The sequence below is a fragment of the Campylobacter concisus genome (assembly GCF_902460665.1).
Lineage (GTDB): Bacteria > Campylobacterota > Campylobacteria > Campylobacterales > Campylobacteraceae > Campylobacter_A > Campylobacter_A concisus_AL.
In genome coordinates, this window is record NZ_CABPUR010000002.1 from 319,830 (window position 1) to 342,202 (window position 22,373).

Annotated in this window: 21 protein-coding genes and 1 pseudogene; 5 read left to right on the forward strand and 17 right to left on the reverse strand. The window is 36.6% G+C overall.

The genetic code is table 11. The annotated features are described in order from the left end of the window. Window positions 1-130: 130 nt before the first annotated feature. The gene (locus F3G66_RS04925; protein ID WP_149707340.1) at window positions 131-577 is read right to left on the reverse strand and encodes a 2-thiouracil desulfurase family protein; all 447 of its coding nucleotides are present in this window, start codon (window positions 575-577) and stop codon (window positions 131-133) included. Next, window positions 574-1,440: a D-amino acid aminotransferase gene (locus F3G66_RS04930; protein ID WP_149707341.1), complete on the reverse strand. Its 867-nt coding sequence runs from the start codon at window positions 1,438-1,440 to the stop codon at window positions 574-576. Before F3G66_RS04930 ends, F3G66_RS04925 begins: the two co-directional genes overlap by 4 nt. A 104-nt stretch (window positions 1,441-1,544) precedes the next feature. Here F3G66_RS04930 and F3G66_RS04935 point away from each other — a divergent pair, with 104 nt between their 5' ends. Next, the gene (locus tag F3G66_RS04935) at window positions 1,545-2,048 is read left to right on the forward strand and encodes a hypothetical protein (protein ID WP_021090515.1); all 504 of its coding nucleotides are present in this window, start codon (window positions 1,545-1,547) and stop codon (window positions 2,046-2,048) included. Window positions 2,049-2,185: 137 nt separating this feature from the next. Here the strand turns inward: F3G66_RS04935 and F3G66_RS04940 are convergent, their stop codons facing one another. Together F3G66_RS04940 and rsmH are read right to left on the reverse strand one after the other, a co-directional pair. Continuing rightward, window positions 2,186-2,479 carry a hypothetical protein gene (locus F3G66_RS04940; protein WP_021090986.1) on the reverse strand — a complete coding sequence of 98 codons (294 nt, stop codon included), beginning with the start codon at window positions 2,477-2,479 and terminating at the stop codon, window positions 2,186-2,188. A gap of 2 nt (window positions 2,480-2,481) precedes the next feature. Continuing rightward, window positions 2,482-3,405 carry a 16S rRNA (cytosine(1402)-N(4))-methyltransferase RsmH gene (gene rsmH / locus F3G66_RS04945; RefSeq protein ID WP_149707342.1) on the reverse strand — a complete coding sequence of 308 codons (924 nt, stop codon included), beginning with the start codon at window positions 3,403-3,405 and terminating at the stop codon, window positions 2,482-2,484. Between the two features lie 127 nt (window positions 3,406-3,532). Here rsmH and F3G66_RS04950 point away from each other — a divergent pair, with 127 nt between their 5' ends. The 4 genes from F3G66_RS04950 to ftsZ all read left to right on the forward strand — a co-directional run bounded on the left by F3G66_RS04950 (window position 3,533) and on the right by ftsZ (window position 8,305). Further along, window positions 3,533-4,120, forward strand: a complete 588-nt coding sequence (locus tag F3G66_RS04950; protein ID WP_084041477.1) for a class II aldolase and adducin N-terminal domain-containing protein — start codon at window positions 3,533-3,535, stop codon at window positions 4,118-4,120. A gap of 139 nt (window positions 4,121-4,259) precedes the next feature. Then, entirely contained in the window at window positions 4,260-5,717 is a 1,458-nt protein-coding gene (locus F3G66_RS04955) for a peptidylprolyl isomerase (protein ID WP_149707343.1), read from the forward strand. A 6-nt stretch (window positions 5,718-5,723) separates the two neighbouring features. Continuing rightward, entirely contained in the window at window positions 5,724-7,151 is a 1,428-nt protein-coding gene (gene ftsA / locus F3G66_RS04960; RefSeq protein ID WP_149707344.1) for a cell division protein FtsA, read from the forward strand. Between the two features lie 14 nt (window positions 7,152-7,165). Further along, complete coding sequence (ftsZ, locus tag F3G66_RS04965; protein ID WP_103579683.1) at window positions 7,166-8,305, forward strand: cell division protein FtsZ; 1,140 nt, start codon at window positions 7,166-7,168, stop codon at window positions 8,303-8,305. 90 nt (window positions 8,306-8,395) lie between these two features. Here the strand turns inward: ftsZ and F3G66_RS04970 are convergent, their stop codons facing one another. The 13 genes and pseudogenes from F3G66_RS04970 to yidC all read right to left on the reverse strand — a co-directional run bounded on the left by F3G66_RS04970 (window position 8,396) and on the right by yidC (window position 22,373). Beyond that, window positions 8,396-8,689, reverse strand: coding sequence for a metal-sulfur cluster assembly factor (locus F3G66_RS04970; protein WP_021091019.1), 294 nt, complete (start codon window positions 8,687-8,689; stop codon window positions 8,396-8,398). Window positions 8,690-8,692: 3 nt separating this feature from the next. After that, window positions 8,693-9,883 carry a peptidase M50 gene (locus F3G66_RS04975; RefSeq protein WP_149707345.1) on the reverse strand — a complete coding sequence of 397 codons (1,191 nt, stop codon included), beginning with the start codon at window positions 9,881-9,883 and terminating at the stop codon, window positions 8,693-8,695. A 1-nt stretch (window position 9,884) separates the two neighbouring features. Continuing rightward, complete coding sequence (locus F3G66_RS04980) at window positions 9,885-10,223, reverse strand: hypothetical protein (protein WP_107770490.1); 339 nt, start codon at window positions 10,221-10,223, stop codon at window positions 9,885-9,887. A gap of 73 nt (window positions 10,224-10,296) precedes the next feature. Beyond that, the gene (gene msrB, locus F3G66_RS04985) at window positions 10,297-11,337 is read right to left on the reverse strand and encodes a peptide-methionine (R)-S-oxide reductase MsrB (protein WP_149707346.1); all 1,041 of its coding nucleotides are present in this window, start codon (window positions 11,335-11,337) and stop codon (window positions 10,297-10,299) included. Between the two features lie 81 nt (window positions 11,338-11,418). After that, a complete protein-coding gene (purH, locus tag F3G66_RS04990) occupies window positions 11,419-12,951 on the reverse strand; it encodes a bifunctional phosphoribosylaminoimidazolecarboxamide formyltransferase/IMP cyclohydrolase (RefSeq protein WP_149707347.1) in 1,533 nt (510 codons plus the stop codon). A gap of 21 nt (window positions 12,952-12,972) precedes the next feature. Continuing rightward, complete coding sequence (locus F3G66_RS04995) at window positions 12,973-13,545, reverse strand: hypothetical protein (protein ID WP_149707348.1); 573 nt, start codon at window positions 13,543-13,545, stop codon at window positions 12,973-12,975. Continuing rightward, window positions 13,546-14,280 carry a TerB family tellurite resistance protein gene (locus F3G66_RS05000; RefSeq protein WP_149707349.1) on the reverse strand — a complete coding sequence of 245 codons (735 nt, stop codon included), beginning with the start codon at window positions 14,278-14,280 and terminating at the stop codon, window positions 13,546-13,548. A 1-nt stretch (window position 14,281) separates the two neighbouring features. Further along, the gene (locus tag F3G66_RS05005) at window positions 14,282-15,343 is read right to left on the reverse strand and encodes an SDH family Clp fold serine proteinase (RefSeq protein ID WP_021090859.1); all 1,062 of its coding nucleotides are present in this window, start codon (window positions 15,341-15,343) and stop codon (window positions 14,282-14,284) included. Between the two features lie 3 nt (window positions 15,344-15,346). Then, the gene (gene purL / locus F3G66_RS05010) at window positions 15,347-17,536 is read right to left on the reverse strand and encodes a phosphoribosylformylglycinamidine synthase subunit PurL (RefSeq protein ID WP_149707350.1); all 2,190 of its coding nucleotides are present in this window, start codon (window positions 17,534-17,536) and stop codon (window positions 15,347-15,349) included. A 271-nt stretch (window positions 17,537-17,807) separates the two neighbouring features. After that, window positions 17,808-18,395, reverse strand: a pseudogene (locus tag F3G66_RS05015) (NAD(P)H-dependent oxidoreductase). A gap of 41 nt (window positions 18,396-18,436) precedes the next feature. After that, window positions 18,437-19,762, reverse strand: a complete 1,326-nt coding sequence (gene mnmE / locus F3G66_RS05020) for a tRNA uridine-5-carboxymethylaminomethyl(34) synthesis GTPase MnmE (protein ID WP_149707351.1) — start codon at window positions 19,760-19,762, stop codon at window positions 18,437-18,439. Then, entirely contained in the window at window positions 19,759-20,820 is a 1,062-nt protein-coding gene (locus F3G66_RS05025; RefSeq protein ID WP_149707352.1) for a Jag N-terminal domain-containing protein, read from the reverse strand. Before F3G66_RS05025 ends, mnmE begins: the two co-directional genes overlap by 4 nt. Further along, a complete protein-coding gene (gene yidC / locus F3G66_RS05030) occupies window positions 20,820-22,373 on the reverse strand; it encodes a membrane protein insertase YidC (RefSeq protein ID WP_149707353.1) in 1,554 nt (517 codons plus the stop codon). The genes F3G66_RS05025 and yidC overlap by 1 nt, the downstream gene beginning before the upstream one ends.

Below are 22,373 nucleotides of genomic sequence, written 5' to 3' on the forward strand. Positions count from 1 at the left end.
AAAATTTCTACAATATCAGAACCAAATTTCTTTGAAAGCTGCCCTACTTTTACATCATTGAGAGCATTTACAAAACCTTACCACGACGCACTTAAAGATTACCTCAAGCATAATGTTGTCTTTTAGTTTATCAGACATCAAGCCCTGCTATCTCATCTTCGCTGTAAACTAAAATTTCATTTTCTTTTAACAGTTTTGCTGTGATACCATCACCCAAAATAAGCCTCTTGCTAAAACTTCCATCATAAATTTGCCCACTTCCACAGCTTGGACTTTTTGATTTTAAAATAGCCTTTTTGCAGCCATTTAGCTTGGCTATTCTCAGGCAAATCTCTGCTCCTTTTTTAAAATTTTCGCTCACATCTTTACCTGAAAATTTACAAATAACTGCACCATTTTTCATCTCAGCTGGTTCCCTTGGCGTACTAAGCCCACCATAAACCTCCGGACAAACAAAAAGCAGGTGATATCTCTTTGAAATTTCATCTAAAACATCTTTATTTAAAAGATTATTTTCGCCGTTAAATTTACAATTTATGCCGACTAGGCAAGCACTTATTAAGATTTTTTCTCTCAAAGTCCAGCTTCTTTTAAAAGTTCACCAGCATAAATTTCTCGAAGTTTGCTTGAAATTTCTCCTACTTTTGCGCCATTTATCGCCTTGCCATCTGCATAAACGACTGGTAAGAGTATGAGCGTCGCAGCCGAGATAAAGACCTCATCAGCACTATAAACTTCATCCATGCTAAATTTTCGCTCCTCTATCTTAAGGCCAATATCTTTAGCAATCTTTAAAAGTCTCATTCGGCGAATTCCTGGCAAAATTTCATTTGAAAGCGGTTTTGTGATTAAAGTTTTATCCTTGATAATAAAAGCACTTGAGCTACAGCCCTCTGTGACAAAGCCGTTTTCTACCATAAAGCCCTCGTCTGCGCCTTTTTTGTGAGCTTCATTTTTAGCGTAGCACTGAGCTAGAAGTGAGATAGACTTGATATCACGCCTTTTCCACCTGATATCCTCGACACTTACGACTTTTATGCCAGTTTTTGCAGCAGGATTGTTTAAAATTTCACTCTCGTAGCAAAAGATAAAGACGCTTGGTGTTAAATTTTCTATGAAATAGAAATTTCTAAACGCCACGCCTCTTGTTACTTGCATGTAAATTCCGCCCTCTTTTAAGGTGTTTTTAGCGATTATCTTGTTTAAAATCGCTTCAAATTTTTCCTTTTCGTAGGGCAAGCTTATATCTATCTCGTTTAAGCTTCTTTCAAATCTCGCCCAAAATCCATCTTTATCAACCATTTTTGAATTTATCACAGGCACAACCTCATAAATTCCATCACCAAATATAAATCCTCTATCAAAAGCACTAACTTTTGCCTCGTCTTTTTGCAAAAATTCTCCATTTAAAAAGACGGTTTGTAAAGCTTGATCTGCCATTTTTAGCTCCTTAAATTTTGGGCAAATTGTATCTAATTTTGTTTGAATTTATAGATTCTTAGATATAATGAGTCAAAATTTCAAAGGTAAAAAGTCTATAAAAAATGCAAGAAACTTTAAAAGATAGAATCATAAAAAACGTTTTTTTTGTTTCAAAACAGCCAGTTTTATTCAGGGATCTACTTGAAGCAAATGCCCTTTTTAACGAAGGTATGCTAATAGATGGAGCAAAGCTAAATTTTAGATTTAATCACATCAAGCTCTATCAGATTTATGCACTTATCTGTTTTGTCATTTTATTTCCATTGTTAATCATCACGCATCATTTTTTAGCAAAAACTGACGCACATATATCGATAATAGCGACTGCTGTCGTCACTTCGGCCGTTTTCATTGGCTTTGATATGTTTAAAGTTTGGGCAAGAAGAGAGATAAGCCACGATCTTATCAAGAAAGCTTGGAGCGTGCATTTTCCTTATTTTAGCTATGAAAAATACTCAAGCAAGGTCGAAGAAATTTATAATACTGCTATAAAAAATGACATATCAAAAAAAGATTTAGAACAATATATATATGAAAAGCTAATCTCTCAAAAAGAGAGTAATTAATTAGTAAGTTAAGCTAGGCTTTGTTTATTGAGCTAATTTTATTTTTGTGCAGTTATATACAAAATGGCTATATTATTTGCCAATATAATTGAATCGCCAAGATTTAGATGAGAATAAATAAAAATTTAAATATTTCGTTATTTCCATTGACGCTCTTGCATATTGTTTAAAATTTGATTTTTATAACGTAAATTTTCAAGCTTTATATTAAGAGCTCTATTTTCCTCTAAAAGCATATCTCGTTTACCGCTAATGTCCGCTATATCTCTACTTATATAATAAATTTGATTTGCTATGTAAATTTTTGGCAAAAATATAGCTAGAGCTATAAAAACAGCTAAATAGACCATCACTAATGTCTTAAAGCTTAAATTTACCTCACGTTTTTGCTCCTCGTCGTGAAGCGTTAGTAGCTCTTCTTTTTCTTGCATCTTTATCCCTTTATCTTAAAAACCCGCAGTTTTGCGCTCTTGCTTCGTGAGTTTATCTTTAGCTCATTTTGGCTTGCTGTTAGTGGCTTTTTTGTCAAAATTTCGCCTAATTCGTGGTTATTTCCGCACTCACATCTATAAACACCAGGTAGGCAGATACAGCTATTTGCCCATTTTTTAAAGCGCTCTTTTACGATCCTATCTTCAAGCGAGTGAAATGTAATAATCGCCACAAGACAATCTTTAAACCCACATTTTTCTATACTATCAAGTAAATTTGTTAGCTCATCTAGCTCACCATTTACCTCTATCCTGATGGCTTGAAAGGCAAGTATTGCAGGGCTAACTCCGCGCCCTTTTATCTGGGCTGTACCTATTAAATTTGCAAGCTCTTTTGCACTCGTTATCTTGCCTAAATTTCTAGCATTTATAATCTTGTTTGCGATCCCGGCAGCATTTTTTAGCTCACCATAATCTCTAAAAATTCTAATCAACTCATCAAAAGAATATCCATTCACAACATCAAACGCACTAAAATTTCGCTCTTTATCCATGCGCATATCAAGCGTGCTTGAGCCAAGACTAAAGCCCCTATCGTCTTTATCTATCTGAAGTGAGCTAACACCGATGTCAGCCAAAATTCCTCTAACATTTAAAATTTCTTCTTGACTTAGCTTGCTAGTCAATTCAGAGAAGTTACTTTTATAAATTTTAACCCTACTACCAAATGGCTCAAGTTTTTTTAGTGAAAAATTTATAGCTTCATTATCTCTATCACAGGCAATTAAATTTAAATTTTTATTTTGAGATAAAATGGCGCTAGAATGCCCAGCATATCCAAGCGTACAATCTATAAAATTTCCATTTAAATTTTTAAAAAAAGATAGAACTTCATCAAGTAAAACACTGATATGTGGACTTTGCAACACTGCCTCTTTATAGTAAATAGTGTGGAAAATTTATCGAAATTTTACTTAAAAAGTTATCATTACACAAAATTTTACATAAATTTTAAGATAGCTTAAATATAATCGCTTAAACGTAGGAGAAAAAATGGAGCTAGAACACTCAATAAATGAGATAAAAACAATATCACTTTCTATGTTTAGAAAGAATTTTTTTGGCGTCTTTCACGGCTCGATTTCGGCAAGAGTCGAAAAAAATCAATTTATAATCAATAAACAAAATGCCATTTTTGATAATTTAAAAGATGATGATTTGACACTTCTTTCATCAAAAAAAGACTATCGCTGGAATGAAGCTAGTCTTGATGCTGATATACACTTAAATATTTATAAAAATATAAATGAGGCAAGATTTGTTTGCTACGCGATGCCACCATACGCAACTGCCTACGCAATGAAACATGAAAAAATTGTACCGAAAGATTATTTTGGGTATATGAGATTTGATAAAATTTCTGTTTATGATCCAAAACAATATGATGACTGGTATGAACGTGCAGAAACTGAAATTTATAGATATATGGTTGAAAAAAATACAAACATTATTATCATTAAAGGATATGGTATTTATGCATACAGCAGAAGCCCACAACTTCTTGCAAAAGAGATAGCTTTACTAGAAAATAGCTGCAAATTGCTTCATTTAACTAGTGGTTATAGCGATTATAGTATTTAAAAATTTTGCTAACAATACCAAAAAATTGTTAGCAAAATCCTCCACAAAGATATTTTTAAAGCCCCTATTTTAAGCTTATTTAAGGCAATTTTATATAATATATCATACAAATTTCGTTAGTCTTTTAAAGGAAAATTTAATGTTGTCTTGGATGCAAAAACATAAAAAATACCTAGTTGTTACCATTTGGGTAAGTACAATAGCCTTTGTTGGAGCAGGCTTTGTAGGCTGGGGAGCATATGATTTAAACAGCGATCGAGCCACTTCAGTAGCAAAAGTAGGACACAGAAATATAGGCATTCAAGAACTGCAACAAAAATACGATAGTTTGTATCAATACTACAACAATCTTTTTGATGGTAAATTAACGCAAGAAAAGGCTAATGAGTTAGGATTACAAAATGCTGCACTTCAGGCTACAATTCAAGAGAATTTACTATTAAATTTTGCAGACGATATAGGTCTTAGTGTTAGCAAAGATGATATTTTAAAATATATAATCGCGGATCCAACATTTCAAAAAGATGGTGCTTTTGATAAAAATTTATACTACGATATTTTAAGAAGAGCCAGAATAAACCCAACCGATTTTGAAGAAAATTTAAAACTAACAATACTACTTGATAAACTTAGAACTATTTTAAATTTACCAGCCAATAAAGAAGACATTGCGATGATGGAAGCAAGCTTTTTTATGCAAGACAAATTAGCAATACAGATAATAAATGCTAGTCAAAGTGATATAAAAATAGATGAAAAAGAGCTAAAGAATCTTTGGGAAACAAATAAAAACAACTATATGACAAAGACTATATACGGTCTTGAAACATACTTTATAGAGTCAAACAAAAATGATGTAAATCAAACTACTTTGAGTGACTACTACAACGAAAACAAGGAGAGATATAAAGGCTCTGATGATAAAATCAAATCATTTGACGAAGTAAAGACTGAAGTTATAAAAGACTACAATATCGAGAAAAGCAAGACTGATGCTTTAAAAAAATATACCTCTATCAAAAAAGCTGAGCTTGCAACAAATGAATTTGTTAGTATAAATGAAGATAATGCAACATTCTCACTTGATGAAATAAAAGGGGCAAAAGTTGGTGAGGTTATAAAACCATTTACATATAAAGATGGATATTTAATAGTTAGAGTAAAAAGTATAACTCCTCCACAACCTATGAGTTTTGAACAAGCAAGAGCAATGGTACTTGAAATTTACAAAGATAAAAAGAAAAAAGAAAACTTAACAACTATGGCAAAAGAGTCTTTACAAAATTTCAAAGGAACTGATATAGGCTTTATCAGTAGAGATATAAATAGCTCTATCTCAGAACTAAATGAAAGTGAAACTAGAGCTTTTGTTTCTCAACTTTTTGAAACTAACAACAAAAAAGATTATGTTATATTAGAAGATAAGGCCGTTATATACGATATTTTGGAACAAAGGTTGCTTGTAGATAATATAGATAATAACTATAAGCAAATAACACAGCAAAACGTTACAATGCTTAAAAATAATGAGTTAATAAAAGATTTAACAAACAAACTAAAAAAATACTATGAAATTAAAGAATATATCAAAAGGTAATTTATCTTGAGTACAAAAATTTTAGGTATAGATATCGGCTCTTTCCAGATTTGTGCAGTAATAGCACAACATGATGAAAATGGTATTAAGATAATTGGAATTGGAACTGAAAAAACGCAGGGAATAAGAAAAGGTGTTATAACTAATATTGAGCAAGCTGCAAAGTCAATAAAAAATGCATTAATAGAAGCACAAAGAGTTGCAGGAACACGCTATGAAAAAGTCATAGTTTCTATTTCTGGTGCGTATACAAAAAGCGTTGACAGTAGTGGTGTAGTAAATATACCAAATCATGAAATAGGTATAAAAGAGATCGAACGTGCTATGCAAATGGCTGATCATACAGCTGATATACCTCATGAGTATGAAAAGCTACATGTTCTTCCTTACAATTTTAAAGTAGATGGACAAGAACATATTGAAGATCCAATAGGCATGAATGGTAGTAGGCTAGAAGTTCAAACACATATTGTTACAGTACAAAAGTCATCTATTAGCAACCTAAGAAAAGCCGTAAATTTAGCAGGCGTTCAACTAGATAATATAGTCCTTTCAGGATATGCTTCTGCAATAGCAACATTAACAAAAGATGAGAAAGAGCTTGGTGCCGCACTTGTTGATATGGGTGGTGCTACTTGTAATCTTGTAGTACATTCTGGAAATTCTATAAGATACAACGAATTTTTACCTGTCGGCTCAGCAAACATTACAAATGATCTTTCTATGGCTCTACATACACCTCTTCCAAAGGCAGAAGAGATAAAATTAGGTTATGGTGCTTTAATAAATAAGTCAGTTGATCTAATAGAACTTCCGATCCTTGGAGACGAAACAAAAAGTCATGAAGTTTCACTAGACATAATATCAAATGTTATATATGCCAGAGCAGAAGAAACCCTTATGGTACTTGCTAAAATGCTAGAAGATAGCGGCTATAAAGATAGCATTGGTGCTGGAATAATACTTACTGGTGGTATGACTAAGCTAGAAGGTATTAGAGATCTTGCATCTGCAATATTTGACAAAATGCCAGTTCGTATAGCAAAACCAAAAGAGATGGATGGATTATTTGAAATTTTAAGAGATCCAGCAAATTCTTGTGCTATAGGACTTTGTTTATATGGTGCTGGCAACTTTAGCCCATACGAGATTGATTCTGAGAAAAAAATGAGATACCAAGGGGAAATAGCCTCAAAACCGAAAGCAAATTTTAGGAATGTTTTTATAGAAGAAGAAAATGTACAAAATTTTGGACAAGAAACACAGGATCTAAATGAAAAAGAGGATAGTTTTTCTGATAAAGATTTCGAATTAGAGGTAGCAAATAAATCAAAAAACAAAGAAGAGCTTGCCAATATTGCAGATATTAGTAAACAAGAAAAAAAGCCAAATGCTTTTGCAAAATTTTGGTATAGTATTACACAATTATTTTAAGGAGAATTTCAAAAATGAGTAGCTTCACAGTAGAAGAAAATAAAAGCATCTATGGTGCAAAGATAAAGGTCGTAGGTGTAGGTGGAGGTGGTGGCAATATGGTCAACCACATAATAAGAGTTAATCCAAATTTAAATATAGATCTTATTGTTGCTAATACAGATGCTAAGGCTCTTGAAAATTCTCTTGCACATACAAAAATACAGCTTGGAGAAAAGACAACAAAAGGTCTAGGTGCAGGCATGAGACCTGAAATAGGAAAAGCCGCTGCTGAAGAGAGCTACGATGAAGTAAAAAGTGCACTTGAGACATCAGATATAGTTTTCATTGGTACAGGACTTGGTGGTGGAACTGGTACAGGTGCAGCTCCAGTAGTTGCTCAAGCTGCAAAAGATATTGGTGCACTAACAGTTGCAGTTGTTACCATGCCTTTTATGTTTGAAGGAAAAAAACGTAGAAAATTGGCTGATTGTGGTCTTGAAGAGCTCAGAAAAGAAAGCGATTCTATTGTTGTAATCCCAAACGATAAACTCTTAACACTAATTGATAAAAATGCTGGTATAAAAGAAAGCTTTGAAATGGTTGATGAAGTACTTGCAAGAGCCGTCAATGGTATGAGTACGATCGTACTTGACTCAGGAAAAAGTGATATAAACCTAGACTTTGCAGATGTTAGAACGATTATGAGCCATAGAGGACTGGCTTTAATGGGTGTCGGCGAAGCAAGTGGCGAGGATGCAGCGCAAGAAGCTATAAAAAATGCTATACAATCACCGCTTCTTGATAACATGACAATAAATGGTGCATTTGGTATTTTAGTTCATTTTAGAATAAGCCCTAGTTGCCCACTAGCTGATATCAATAATGCGATGAGTATTATTCATGAGGCAGCAGATGAAGATGCTGAAATTATATTTGGTACAACAACTGATGACAAAATAGAAGACAATAAAGTTGAAGTTACAATAATAGCAACAGGTTTTCAAAGCTCACAAAAAGAAGCTGAAAAAAAAGATGAAATACAAACTTCTAATACAAGCGATATCATAAAAAAAGAGCGTATATTAAGACTTAAAAAAGTTAGTGGTGGATATGACGAAGACTATATGTCACAACTTGATGTGCCATCATTTATGCGCCATCAAATGGACTAATAAAAAAATAAACTCCTTAAAATTTCTAGAGAGCTTTTGCTCTCTAGCTTATTAAAATTTTACAAACTTTTAAATCTAAAAACTTAAAAATTAAACTCCAAGTTGTGCTTTTACAAAATCGCTTGCCATTTGTATATTCCACTCAGGCTCCCAGACAAGATCGATCTCGCACTCTTTGACACCTTCTATATCAAGCACGGCAGTTTCTACCCAGCCAAGTATCATTTCATGTAGTGGGCAAGATTTAGTTGAAAGAGTCATAGTAACCTTTGCTTTGCCATTTTCATCGCAGCTCGCATCATATATAAGTCCGAGCGAAACGATATCAAAGCCAACTTCTGGATCAACGATATTTGACAGTGCGTTATAAATTTTTTCTTTCATTTTTTATCCTTTAAAACCAGTAAATCTAAAAATATTTATTATATTTATCGATAGTAAAACTATACTAATAGCTATAAAAATCATACTTGCTTGCACTAAAATTTCTAGTTCAAAGCAAGTTGAGAAAAGATAGCAAAGAAGCGAGATAGCATTAAAAGCTATACCAAAATAAGCTATCTTTTTTAGTATCATGGCATCAAGAAGTGGCACTTTTACCTTTCCGACAAAAGGTGCTACGTAGTGATACCATATGAGAAATGGTGCGATCTTGTAAAGATGAGCTACGATAAAAGCAAATAAAAAGCCATATATTAAAAAATATGCAGCTAAATTTAATTTATCCAAAGCTATAAAAACAGCAGCACCAAGCAAAGCCACCAAAGAAAGAACGATATTTACATTCCAGTAATCATACGCCTTTCTAACACGCTTTTTTAAAATATAAAGTGCTTGAGCTATAAAAAGTAAAGCCGCCACGCATATTGACAAAATAGACAAATTTTCATTAAAAGCTAGTAAGATACCACCCAAAATATAGCATGCTAGTGAGGCCTTGCTAAGTGTAAATTTTAGATCATGAGCCAATGCAAACATAGGTAAGAGTACACTAGCAGCTCCAAGTATCACAAGAAACACAAAACCTAGCACAAAATAAACGTGAAATTTTAATGTCATCTCAAAATCAAGCATCAACGTACCGCCAAGTATCATAAGCAAGCAAAAACCAAGCGTTATTCCAATTAGCAAAAAGATAGCTGAAACAAAAAGTGCAAAGGCCGCAAAGCTCTTTTTTTCATTATCCATAAAGCTTAACGCATAAGTCGTAGCAAAAAAAGTAAGCGAGCAAAAAAGCAAAACTCCACTAATTTGTAAAATTTTGGCCTCAGAAAATAACATCCCGTAGCACATGCCCAGCAATGATAGACAAAAAATAACCAAATTTAAAATAGCACCTTTTGCTGTAAAAAACGGCTTTTCTAAGATGACTGAAGTTAGCTGATAGAGTGCTCCGATAATAATACTCATAACAAAGCCAACAAAAAATATATGCAAAAAACCAGCTGTATTTAGTGAGCTAATCGCATCAAAATCTGCATAAAAGAATGCCGGCACACTTAATGCCAAAAACAAAATTCCAGCAATAAAATATCCACCAACTAACTTAAATGGTGGTGCGTAAGTATTTAAAAGCATCTTAGTGGCAAAGACTCATATCTACGTCTTCTATGTTTGCACCGTCTTTTAGGCTAAAAATCATCTTTACAGCCCCACCATCTATATCTTCACGCTCTATATCAAAGCTCTTATCTATCTTTGGTATAAGACCAGCTGGAAATTTATGATTTAGCATCATAATTTTTGTGTCTTTATCAGCAAATTTAATAGCGATTAATGCATTGACCATTGGCTCTGGCGGCACGCAAGGACGTGAATCAAAGCCAACAAAATTTACACCATTTTCATTAAATTTATAAAATGGCACAGTTGCACCATCGACATTAAACTGCTCTGCGTTTTTGAAAAAATCGCTCATTTTTTCTCCTTTTAATTTTGGAGAATTATACTCTGATTAAACTTTTCAAACTATTGATTTGCTTCAACAAAAGCTATTTTACGTAAGGTATAAATTCCTCATATCCCAGCCTAACCATGTCTTCAAGCGGTATAAATTTAAGACTTGCACCATTTATGCAGTACCTTAGCCCACCCTTATCGCTTGGGCCATCGTCAAAAACATGCCCAAGGTGCGCGTCACTATTTTGCGACTTAACTTCGACCCTTTTCATCATAAAAGAGTTGTCCTCCTTATATGAAAGAGCTGTTGTCGTTATAGGCTTTGTAAAGCTTGGCCAGCCACATCCTGCATCAAATTTATCTGCACTTGAGAAAAGTGGCTTTCCACTCGTTATATCTACATAAATGCCTTTTTTATCAAATTTATCATACTCACTGCTAAACGGCCTCTCAGTCGCCGCTTCTTGCGTCACGGCATACTGCTCGCTACTTAAATTTTTCTTTAGCTCATCTTTACTAAGCGGCTTAAATTTTGCCTCATCGTAAAGCGGTTTATCAGCTAAACCTAGGTCAATGTGACAATATCCAAAAGGATTTTTATCAAGATAATCTTGATGATACTCCTCACCTAAGACGAAATTTTTAAGTGGCGCCACCTCAACCACGATCTTATCTTTAAATTTCTTTTGCTCTATTTTCATAAAGCTCTCTATCGTTGGCAGATCACTTTCGCTCACATAGTAAATTCCACTTCTATACTGCCTACCGACGTCATTGCCTTGTTTATTTAGAGAGGTCGGATCGATCACTCTAAAAAAATGAGCCAAAATTTCAGCCAAAGCGACTCTATTTTCGTCGTATTTTACATAAAGCGTTTCAGCATGATCGCTCTCATGAAGCTCGCGGTAGCTAGTATTTTCGCTCTTGCCATTTGCGTAGCCTACCTTTGTATCCACTACACCAAATATCTTTTTAAAATATCCTTGCATACCCCAAAAGCAACCGCCTGCTAGATAAATTTCTTTCAAATTTTGCCCTGCCATCGTCTGCTCCTTTATAAGCTCATCTTTTGCCATCAAATTTAGACCAAAAAACACTGCCGCCATTAAGATAAATTTTAAGATCCTTTTCATTCTATCTCCTTTCGTTTTTGAAAGATTATACGAAAATTAAAGTTATAAAGTGTGAAGAAAGGGGCAAGCGCCCCTAAATTTTTAGTGTAAAAAGTGTCTAACGCCAGTAAAGTATAGCGACATGCCGTGTTCATCGGCAGCCTCTATCACCTCATCATCTCTGATGCTACCACCTGGTTCGATGACACATTTTACGCCGACTTTGCTAGCGATGTCGATGCTGTCTCTAAACGGAAAGAACGCCTCACTAGCAAGCACGCAGCCGCTTAGATCGATCTTTAGCTCTTTTGCCTTTGCCACAGCCGCACGTGCAGCATCCACACGGCTTGTCATACCCATGCCAATGGCTACCATAGCGCCGTCTTTTACATAAACTACACAGTTGCTCTTCGTTAGCGCAGCCACTTTCCACGCGATCTGAGCGTCCTTTAGCTCGCTACCAGTTGCAAATTTCTTACTCATTTGCTTCATATTTTCAAGCTCTTCGTCTTTTACATAGTCTCTTTCTTGAAATACAAATCCACCATCAACGTGCTTAAAGTCAAATTTATCATTTGAGCGAACTAAAAATTTATTGTCTTGAGTGAAAATTTTGATGCGTTTTTTACTCTCAAATACTTTAAGAGCTGCATCATCGACATTTGCAGCTATTATTACCTCAACGTAAATTTCATTTATCTTTTTAGCTAGCTTTTCATCAAGTGTGCCGTTTATTGCTACCACGCCGCCGTATGCTGAGATCGGATCGCATTTAAGCGCAGCCTCGTAGCTCTCAAGCAACGTATCTTTTACCGCAAAGCCGCAAGGGTTAGCGTGCTTGATAATAGCCACTGCTGGCGCGTCATCAAAGCTAGTTGCAAGCATCAATGCGCCATTTATATCGGTCATATTATTGAAACTTGCCTCGCCTTTTAAGGCTCTAAAGTTGTTTGTGAAGAAATAATCAAACTCATAAAGTGCGCCTTTTTGATGTGGATTTTCGCCATATCTAGTGTCAAAAACCTTGCTTCCCACGATAAATCTAGCATCGCCAAAACCGCCATTAAATCTATCATTCATATAGTTTGCGATCATGCTATCATAAGCCGCTGTGTGCTCGAATGCCTTTATCATCAGCGATCTTCTAAACTCAAAATCATCCCTTTTTTCTCTTAGGCGCTTTAAAATTTCATCATAATCAAGCACGCTTGTAACGATAAGCACGTCTTTAAAATTTTTAGCTGCACTTCTTACCATGGCTGGGCCACCGATATCGATATTTTCGATGATCTCAGCAAAGTCATCAGTCCTGATGGTAGTCTCTTTAAATGGATATAAATTTACGCAAACTAGGTCTATGCCCTCGATGCCATACTCTTTTGCCTGAGCCACGTGCGTAGCGTCGTCACGTTTGTGCAAGATGCCGCCATGTATCTTTGGATGAAGCGTCTTTACCCTGCCCTCGAACATCTCAGGCGACGCCGTAAATTCGCTAACTTCAGTTGCTTTGACACCATTTTCTTTTAAAAGCTTAAATGTGCCACCAGTTGAAAGTATCTGCCAGCCAAGCTCTTCTAGCCCCTTTGCAAACTCTACAATGCCCTCTTTATCGCTAACACTAAGCAACGCTCTCATTTTTTCTCCTTTATTAAATTTTTATCTTTTTGTTAAACACATACCTTTTACAAGCAGAAGCTGCCCCATTTTTATATCCTTTGCGATATTCTTTATCGATAAGGCTTCTAGCGTAACTATAACATTTGCAGCTGCATCTATATAATAGTCTTTTCTCTCTACAAAGTTTTCACGCTTTTGACCAACAATATCAACGCTAAAGGCATAGCTTGAAATTTGATTGCCATCAAAATATCTCGCATCTAATACGCTTAAATTTACAGGTTCCTCTTTCTCAAGTGCCTCGCATATCGGCTTTTTCGAGCTAAATTTCATCACCTTTATGCCGCGATCATACGAAAAGATATACTCACTAATTTCATTTAATTTTTTTACTTGAACTGACATAATGTCGCTCTTGTTGCCATCTTTGTCGACAAATATTATGCTCACATTGCTATCTTTAACATCGTAGTTGCTGATGACTAATCTTTTATCTTGATAAAGCTCGCTTTGCGTAAGCTTAAATTTTATCTCTTTTCCATCGATATTTACCACTTTAAAATCATTACAAAAGCCAGCCACTGCTAGCAGCAAAATAATAAATTTCTTCATCTAAACTCCAAATTTCTCTTTTAATCGCCCATAAGCCTCGTTTATCTCCTGAAGCTTTTTAGTTGAGCGCTCTATCACCTCTTTACTCTCACCCCTACCCATTAAAATGTCGGGATGATACTGCCTTACAAGCTCTTTGTAACGAGCTTTTACCTCTTCAAGACTTGCATTTTTACTAAGTCCTAGAATCTCAAACGCATCTTTTTCTTGGACTACTTTATCAGTATTTGCCTCAAATTTTGAGCCATAAAAGCTATCAAATTTTGAAATAATCTCATCAAGCGTTTCTTTATCAATGCCAAATCCATAAGCGATATTTCTTATAACATCTTGCTCACTTTTGTTAAATTCTCCATCGATGTAGGCTAAATTTAGAAAAAATGTGAGCCTAGCGACGCATATATCGTAGTTTAGATTAAAAGCACTCTTGTAGTTTCTAGCGGTTTCGTAGGCGTTATCTACATTTTCTTTTTGGCTCTTATAAACCTCTTTTAGATACTCACGCACACCGCTAACGCCGCTAACTTTCTGGCTTAGATCATCTAGCACTTGAGTGATCAGCCTAGCCTCTAGCTCGCTAACTCTGCCGTCACTTTTAGCTACTTTTGCAAGCAGTGAGACTAGAAATTTAGCCTCATCTACATCTGCTTGTTTCTTGCGGTTACTACCTATTTGGACATTCATAAAGAGAAATATCGCACCGCCTAATATCAGTAAAAACAGGACTCCAGACATATTACCACAAGTGATAGATGGTATTTTTTATTTTGCCATTTACTAACTCATTTTTACGCCAAGAGCTCTCGTCATTCATCACATTCCAGCGACGCTCTTCAGGGCGGTAGAACCAGTCTTTATCTATCTGATAGTAAATTTGCTTGCCATTTGTTTCGATGATGTTTGCGATATTGTTATCGTGGTAGCTATTTTCATCGTAGTCGGTAAAAGCTCGCTGACCCATCTCAGAGTAAAGTAGCGTTAACTCTTGAAGCATTTCATTTAGATCATCATCCATCTTTTTTACATGAAGGCCGATCTCGTGCGCCTCTCTAAAAAGGATTGGATATTCATGAGCTGGATAGTCGCCATTTAGCCTTTCAGAAATTTCTGCGATCTTTTTATCATCATCGATGTGATACCTAAGAAGCTCGGTGCAAATCTTAAGCGATAGCGAGCTAGCACGGTCAACCGCACCAAAGACTAGCGGATGAATATACTCATAAAGCGAATTATAAGGGTTTGTGTCGTTTGGCCTATCTTTATCTTGCTCTTTCCAAAGCTTGACCACACGACTAAGTTCGTCCATCGAAACGCTCACAAGCTCATTGCCTTTGTTTGTCGGGCTAAGCTCGTGTTTGAGTGAGGTATCAACAGGTGTTAGATAGGCAAGTGGGCCCATGACAATCTCATTTGCGCCAAGTGCCATCATGGTAGCAGCTGAGGCGCAGTTTGCAGGTATTAGAGCTATTAAATTTTTGCAGTAATTTCTAAGTGTGGTGATGATCCTAAGAGCGGCGATACCACTTCCGCCGTCACTTTTTATAAAAAGATAAGCAGTATCTATCTTTTTACCCTTTAAAATTTCATACATAGCACTTGCGTCATTGCCGCAAACGCTACCAGCATTTGAATTATAGTAAGTTATCAAGGTAGCGTTTAGTCTTTTTTCGATCGATTTTATTAAATTTTGTGTCTTACTAAAAAGCACTGGCGGTTTTGCTACACCCCGCTTTTCAACTTGCTCTGTTTCCTTTTGCTCATTTTCAGCCTCAGCAACCTTGCTCTTTTTTAAAGCCATTTCTTAATCCTCTTTTCTAACGATTTTTGCAAACTCATTTAGATAAATTTCTCTTATCTCATCCACACTCTCATCGATATCATTTAGTTTAAATCTTCTGCCACCACTAACGCCGATCTTTTCAAATTTCACACCAAATTTAGCCGCAAGCGCTTCAAATTTAGCCTCGTCTTTCACTCCTACGACTACTCTTGAAAAGCTTTCATCAAAGATGAAATTTGGCTCTTTAAATTTCACCTCGCAGTTTACGCCTATGTTTGATATGCTAGCCATTTTTGCCAGCGTGATAGCAAGACCGCCTACGCCTACGCTATTTGCAAATTCTAAAATTTGCTCTTTATTTGCTTCGATTATTAGATCCCAAAGAGCTCGCTCAGCTTTATAATCAACCTCTTTTAGCTTTCCGCCAACCACATCAAATAGTGCTTTTGCATAAAGTGAAGCTGCAAATTCTCCACTTGTCTTACCAAGCAGATAGATCGCCCTGCCCTCGCTTAAAAATGTGCTTTTTAGGTTTAAATTTGCATCTTCATTGACGCCAACTGTGACGATGGCTGGTGTCGGATAGACGCTCACACCGTCAGTATCGTTATAAAGGCTCACGTTGCCGCTAACAACTGGTGTATTTAGCTCGCGGCAAGCCTCTTTTATGCCCTCGCAGCCCTCTTTAAACTGCCACATTACCTCTGGATTTTGTGGATTGCCGTAGTTTAGGCAGTCAGTGATCGCAAGTGGCACAGCGCCGCTCATCGCTACTTTTCTGCCAGCTGCCGCGACGGCTCTTGCAGCGCCAATTTTAGGATCAACGAAATTTGCTCTAGGATCGCACTGCGCAGCCATAGAGACGGCTTTTTTAGTGCCTTTTACTCTGATACTTGCAGCGCCTAAGTGACCTGGCTGTTTTATCGTGTTTGTTTGGATATTTGCGTCATATTGATCATAGATAAAGCTTTTATTTAGTACTTCTGGCTCTTTTAAAAGCTTGAAAAATGCGGTTTTATTATCAACATTATTTGGAATTTCTAAATTTGCTATCTCATCAAGGTATTTTGGACGTGCAACTGGGCGATCAAGCACCGGAGCTGCCTCGCTAAGTGGGCCGATAGGGATTTCGCCTGCAAGCTCACCATGCCAGTAAAGCTGCATCACGCCGCTACTTGTGACCTCGCCGATGATCTCAGCGTCAAGATCCCACTTCCTAAAAATTTCAAGCACCTTTTGCTCATAGCCCTTTTTGGCACATATTAGCATACGCTCTTGAGACTCGCTTAGCATCAGCTCATAAGGCGTCATGCCAACTTCGCGCATCGGCACGCGGTCTAGATACATCTTCATACCGCTGCCACTTCTGCCAGCCATCTCAAAGCTAGAACTTGTAAGCCCTGCTGCACCCATATCTTGGATGCCGATGATGTAGTCTTTTTTAAAGAGCTCTAAGCACGCCTCCATAAGCAGCTTTTCGGCAAATGGGTCGCCCACTTGCACCGTTGGGCGAAGTGATTTGTTTTCGTCGTTAAAGCTATCACTCGCCATCACAGCACCTCCAAGTCCGTCTCTACCGGTCTTTGAGCCCACGTAAATGACTGGATTGCCCACACCTTCAGCCTTACCATAGAAAATTTCATCACTTTTGCAAAGGCCAAGCGCAAAGGCGTTGATTAGGATATTGCCATTAAAGCTAGGATCAAATGTGGTTTCGCCACCGATCGTTGGGATGCCCATGCAGTTGCCATAGTGTCCTATGCCAGCGACACTTCCTTTTAGTAGATATCTATGCTTTTTGGCTAGCTCGCCATCGCCTCTTATCTCACCAAAACGAAGCGAGTTCATATTCGCAACAACTCTTGCGCCCATCGTAAAGACATCTCTTAAAATTCCACCAACGCCAGTTGCAGCGCCCTGAAACGGCTCGATAAAGCTTGGATGATTGTGACTTTCCATTTTAAACACAGCTGCGATCCCATCGCCAACGTCGATGACACCAGCATTTTCACCAGGCCCTTGAATGACCCAAGGTGCCTTTGTCGGAAAGCCGTTTAGGTATTTTTTGCTTGATTTGTAGCTGCAGTGCTCGCTCCACATCGCTGAAAATATGCCAAGCTCTAGTAAATTTGGCTCACGGCCTAAAATTTTTAAGATCTCCTCATATTCTTCGTCGCTGATTTTATGTGCTTGTATGGTAGCTTTATCCATTGATGTAACCTTTTAAGAATTTTAAGCCATTTTACAATCTTGCTTATAAAAAGTTACTAAAAAGCCTTTTGAATTTTAGCAGAATAAAGCATTATTGAGAGAATTTTGCCTACTTTGATAAGGCCTTTTTATATTAGCATTTTAAAATTTATGCCAGTGTTTTATTTTAACTAGCATAGCAATAAAAAGCGGCAAAATTTTCAAACCTAGCTCGTAGCTATTTTATTGCCACTTTTATTCATATTTGCAGTTTTGTTTCTATTTTAAATTTCTATTTCGTATTTTTAAAAACTTTTTCAAGATGTGCTTCGTACTCTTTTAGGTATCTTGACACATCTGGCATCTTGATAACATCGTAGCAGACAAAATATGGAAGTGGCTTCATGCCCAAAAACTCATTTGCCTTTCTAAAATGAAAGTAAACCCCATTAACGCCGCGTGCATCAAAAAACTCATTTGGATCGCTAAATGCCTCGGCTGGAGCATTCCAAGTAAGACTTAGCATAAATTTCTTTTCATTTAGTAAGCCGCCCTTACCGTAGTTTTTAGTTGGATCGGCCCTGTGCCTGCCATCACTCGTATAAAGCTTGCCATGACCTGCGGTAAAGACCTCGTCGATATATTTTTTCACTATCCAAGGCTAACCCATCCACCAAGCTGGCATCTGCCAAACTACGGCGTCCATCCAGAGAAATTTCTCAACTTCAGCCTCGATATCATAGCCTTGATATATTGTAGTTTGCTTTATCTCATGACCCATTTTTGCGAGCTTCTCGCACGCAATATCGTGAAGTGTTTGATTTAGTCTACCATCTAAGTGGGCAAATTTTTTACCACCATTTATAAGTAAAATTTTCATCGTATCTCCTTAAAAAATGAAAATTTTAACCAAAAAAACTATCATTTTCCTAAACAAAAATGGCTAAACATCTCATCTAAAATTTCACTTCTTTCAAATGGCTTTGTGATGCTTGCAAGCGCCTTTATCGCACTATTTAGCTCATAAGCAAAAATTTCTAGCTCCTCTTCGCTGAGTCTCAAAAACGCTCTTTTTAAAGCCTCGCTCGCCTCTTTGCAGCTTAAAATTTGGCGGTTTGAGCTTAGCATGATCTCATCAGTATCTTGCGTCTTGAGATATTCCTCAAGCTCTTTTAAAACTGTACTCGTATCATTTTTTGCTGAAATTTTGATAGCACCCTCTAGCTCCATATCAAATTTAAACGCCAGATCGCTTTTGTTTAGGATAAAAAAGACTTTTTTACTTGAGTTAGAAACGAGCCTAATTATCTCTTTGTCTTGCTCGTCGCTTATATTTGAGCCATCAAAGATAGCTAGGATGATGTCAGCTTCATTTATTGCAGAAATCGAGTAGTTTATGCCGATTTGCTCGATCCTTCCAGCATCTTTTCTGATGCCAGCGGTATCTATTATGCGAACTAGATGTGAGCCGATCTTGAAATTTTCTTCTATCCTATCTCTGGTCGTGCCCGCCTCGTCGCTAACGATCGCTCTCTCGTATGCCAAAAACGAGTTTAAAATGGAGCTTTTACCAACATTTGGCTTACCAACGATAGCGATCTTAAAGCCATCTATCAGTCCTCTTCTTTGCTCGCTAAGAGTTGCTATGCGCTCTAGCTTCTCGCTATTTTTTAAAAGCATCTGCTTAGTCTGCTCTAGTAAATTTGCAGGCAAATCATCATCAGCATAATCAATCAACGTCTCAACAAAGGCAAGAGTTTTGACCACTTCGCCCCTGATCTCGCCTACAAATTTACTAAGATCGCCTTGCATCTGGCGGGTCAAAATTTTAGCAGCGATCTCGCTTTTTGAAGTGATGAGCCCTTGCATAGCCTCGGCCTTAGCTAGATCCATCTTGCCATTTAAAAACGCTCGCTTGCTAAACTCGCCCGGCATAGCAAGCCTAGCACCAGCTCTTATTAGCTCATTTAAAATTCTCTCACTCACCATCACGCCGCCATGAGTTTGAAACTCGACGATATCCTCGCCAGTAAAGCTTGCAGGAGCCTTAAAATATATAACGATGCCCTCGTCTAAAATTTCATCATCAAGGGAGTAAATTTTGGCTAGTTTTGCGTATCTTGGCTCTAAATTTGAAAGTTTAAGCAGTTTTAAAGAGGTGGCCAGGGCGTCCTTGCCGTTAAGCCTTACGATAGAAACTGAGCCGATGCCATAAGCTGTGGCAAGGGCTGCAATGGTTTCACTCATTTTTTGAAAAAGTCATTTACGACGACAAATTTGCCGTCATTGCCGCTTTTTATGCCGACATATTTATCTGGGAATTTCTCGCGAAGCTTCTCAAGTGCGATCTTGACCAAAACCCCGTCAAGTGGCTTTGTTTGAGCTCTGCCACTATTTTGCACACGCTCGATCACGCCATTTAGATACTGATCCATCATCGCTTCTTGATTTTGCAAAAATTGCGCGATTTCAAGGCGGATAGCAAGGTTGTATTTTGAGTTTAGCCAGTTATAAAGCATATAAGATATCGCTTTATACCTATAACCTTCTTTGCCTATAAGTAGAGCCGCATCAGCTCCATCAAGCTCTATAAGTACCGTTTCATCGTCAAATTTGCTAACTTCAATTTTACTAATATCAAAACAACTTGCCTTAAAAAGACGGTTCATGCCCTCTTTGATCTCAGGTAAAATTTTATCAAAGTCGATTGTTGCTTTTTCTTTTTTTTCTTTTTGTAAAGCTTGAGCCGCACTATCTTCATCAGTTTGATTAAAATTTTCAATAATAGAATTATCCAAAATATTTTTAGGAGCATTTTTGCTAACTTGTGGCTCCTTTGTTTCTTTTGGCTCATCAAGTCTCTTTATCACATATCCTGGTTCAGCTTCTTCTTCACTCTTTTGAGCAAACGCATCTTTGGCTAGAGCTTCATTTTTTTCACTTAAATTCGACTTTTCATTTTTATGCCCTTTTTGCTCAAATTTAGTTTCACTTTTTTCATCTCTATGTTTTTTAGGACCTCGCTTTTTATCACTATGATCGTGTTTTTTAGCTTGCTTTTTATCTTCTTTTATAGCCTCGTTCTCATCATTTTTTTTAACAAAATTTTTATCATTTTTTGGCTTGTGTTGTGGCTTTGGTTGATTTTCTAAATTTGCTTCAATGATCGCACTTCTTTTAAAAAATCCCAAAAAACCACTACTTGGATGCTGTAAAACTTTTATATCAAGCTGAGTTACTGAGCAGTTAAGCTGCTCGGCTGCTTTTTGAAATGCCTCTTGAAGGGTATTTGCTTCTATTTTCATTAAGCCTTTACCTCCGCAGCTTTTTTATGTTTTTCAAAAAGTTTATTTACAAATACTTGCTGAACAACCGAGCAAACGTTATTTACAAACCAGTAAAGTGTAAGACCGGCTGGGAATGTCACGAAGAAAAATGTAAATATAAGAGGTAAAAATTTCATCACCTTTTCTTGCATAGGATCAGTAAATGTCGTTGGTGTAAGCTTCTGCTGTAAAAACATCGTTAGACCCATCAAAATAGGTAATACAAAATATGGATCCATTACTGAAAGATCGTGTATCCAAAGTATCCAAGGAGCACCTTTTAGCTCGATCGCATTTAGTAAGACGCGGTAGATTGCAAAAAATACCGGAATCTGAAGCAAGATCGGCAAGCATCCACCCATTGGATTTGCGCCATGCTTTTTATAAAGCTCCATCATATGAACTTGCATTTTTTGCTTGTCGTCTTTGTATTTTACTTGAAGTTCTTTTACCTTTGGAGCAAGCTCTTTAAGCTTATTCATAGATAACATACCCTTATATGTAAGTGGGAATAAAACTATCCTTATAACAAGTGTTAGCACAACTATAGCCCAGCCCCAGTTGCCAATATAGTTATGCAAGAAATTTAAAAATGCAAACATCGGTTTTGCTATAAATGTAAACCAACCATACTCAATAACGTCGTTTAGTCTCTCATCCATCGAACTTAAAATTTTATGCTCTTTTGGTCCGATATATGCACCTAATTTTAAATTATCATTTGCCTTTACAAAAAGAATAGGATTGTTGTTAGAATCTTTATCTACGGCTACTTCAAATGGCTTTTCAAATGAGTAAAATAGCGTTGTATAGTATCTATCAGATGCGGCTGCTATTGTAGTATTTGCATAGTTTTTAACCTCTTTAGCGTCACCATCTTCTATGATGTTTAGGCTATCATCCGTGTTTCTAAGCATCACGCCGTGAACTGTATAGCTATCTACTGCGATGTTTGGCCTAAAGCCAGGAGTGATGAAATAATCAACATTTTTACTTAAATTTACTTCAACTTCATATCTACCATTTGGGTAAAATTTGATATTTTTTGTGACTGTAACTCCATCTAAATTTTGAGTAAGTTTTATCATTTTAGGCTCACTGCTAGCATCTATCTCGCTAGCGTCACTACTATATGCAACCTTAAAAGCATCGGCATTTAGCGTACTATCGTTAAATCTAAGCTCAAGTGGCAATGGATTTTGCGAAACAAGCTCGATTTTGTTGCCATCTTCTGTTTTATACTTATCTTCGGTTAAATAGAATTTTGAAATTCTCCCTAGCTTATCTACCTTTGCTTCGTAGCTTTGACCTTTGATAGTAGCGATTATCTCATTTGAAGCTAAATTTTCATTTGATTTTGGTGTATTTTGATTTGTATTTGGAGCTTTATTTTGATCTATTGCTCGAGACATTGTAGTTTGGTTTTGCTCAGGCACCACTCTTTTTGGCATAAAAAAATCATACACTATAAAAAAAACAATAGATAAAAGCGCTGCAAGAAGCAACCTTTTTTGCATAGACATCTGTTCCAT

Coding starts and splice junctions, on each gene's coding strand:
- F3G66_RS04930 (WP_149707341.1), bottom strand. CDS start 1,440: ATGGCAGATCAAGCTTTACAAACCGTCTTTTTAAATGGAGAATTTTTG.
- F3G66_RS04935 (WP_021090515.1), top strand. CDS start 1,545: ATGCAAGAAACTTTAAAAGATAGAATCATAAAAAACGTTTTTTTTGTT.
- F3G66_RS04940 (WP_021090986.1), bottom strand. CDS start 2,479: ATGCAAGAAAAAGAAGAGCTACTAACGCTTCACGACGAGGAGCAAAAA.
- F3G66_RS04950 (WP_084041477.1), top strand. CDS start 3,533: ATGGAGCTAGAACACTCAATAAATGAGATAAAAACAATATCACTTTCT.
- F3G66_RS04955 (WP_149707343.1), top strand. CDS start 4,260: ATGTTGTCTTGGATGCAAAAACATAAAAAATACCTAGTTGTTACCATT.
- ftsZ (WP_103579683.1), top strand. CDS start 7,166: ATGAGTAGCTTCACAGTAGAAGAAAATAAAAGCATCTATGGTGCAAAG.
- F3G66_RS04970 (WP_021091019.1), bottom strand. CDS start 8,689: ATGAAAGAAAAAATTTATAACGCACTGTCAAATATCGTTGATCCAGAA.
- F3G66_RS04975 (WP_149707345.1), bottom strand. CDS start 9,883: ATGCTTTTAAATACTTACGCACCACCATTTAAGTTAGTTGGTGGATAT.
- F3G66_RS04980 (WP_107770490.1), bottom strand. CDS start 10,223: ATGAGCGATTTTTTCAAAAACGCAGAGCAGTTTAATGTCGATGGTGCA.
- msrB (WP_149707346.1), bottom strand. CDS start 11,337: ATGAAAAGGATCTTAAAATTTATCTTAATGGCGGCAGTGTTTTTTGGT.
- purH (WP_149707347.1), bottom strand. CDS start 12,951: ATGAGAGCGTTGCTTAGTGTTAGCGATAAAGAGGGCATTGTAGAGTTT.
- F3G66_RS04995 (WP_149707348.1), bottom strand. CDS start 13,545: ATGAAGAAATTTATTATTTTGCTGCTAGCAGTGGCTGGCTTTTGTAAT.
- F3G66_RS05000 (WP_149707349.1), bottom strand. CDS start 14,280: ATGTCTGGAGTCCTGTTTTTACTGATATTAGGCGGTGCGATATTTCTC.
- F3G66_RS05005 (WP_021090859.1), bottom strand. CDS start 15,343: ATGGCTTTAAAAAAGAGCAAGGTTGCTGAGGCTGAAAATGAGCAAAAG.
- purL (WP_149707350.1), bottom strand. CDS start 17,536: ATGGATAAAGCTACCATACAAGCACATAAAATCAGCGACGAAGAATAT.
- mnmE (WP_149707351.1), bottom strand. CDS start 19,762: ATGAGTGAAACCATTGCAGCCCTTGCCACAGCTTATGGCATCGGCTCA.
- F3G66_RS05025 (WP_149707352.1), bottom strand. CDS start 20,820: ATGAAAATAGAAGCAAATACCCTTCAAGAGGCATTTCAAAAAGCAGCC.
- yidC (WP_149707353.1), bottom strand. CDS start 22,373: ATGGAACAGATGTCTATGCAAAAAAGGTTGCTTCTTGCAGCGCTTTTA.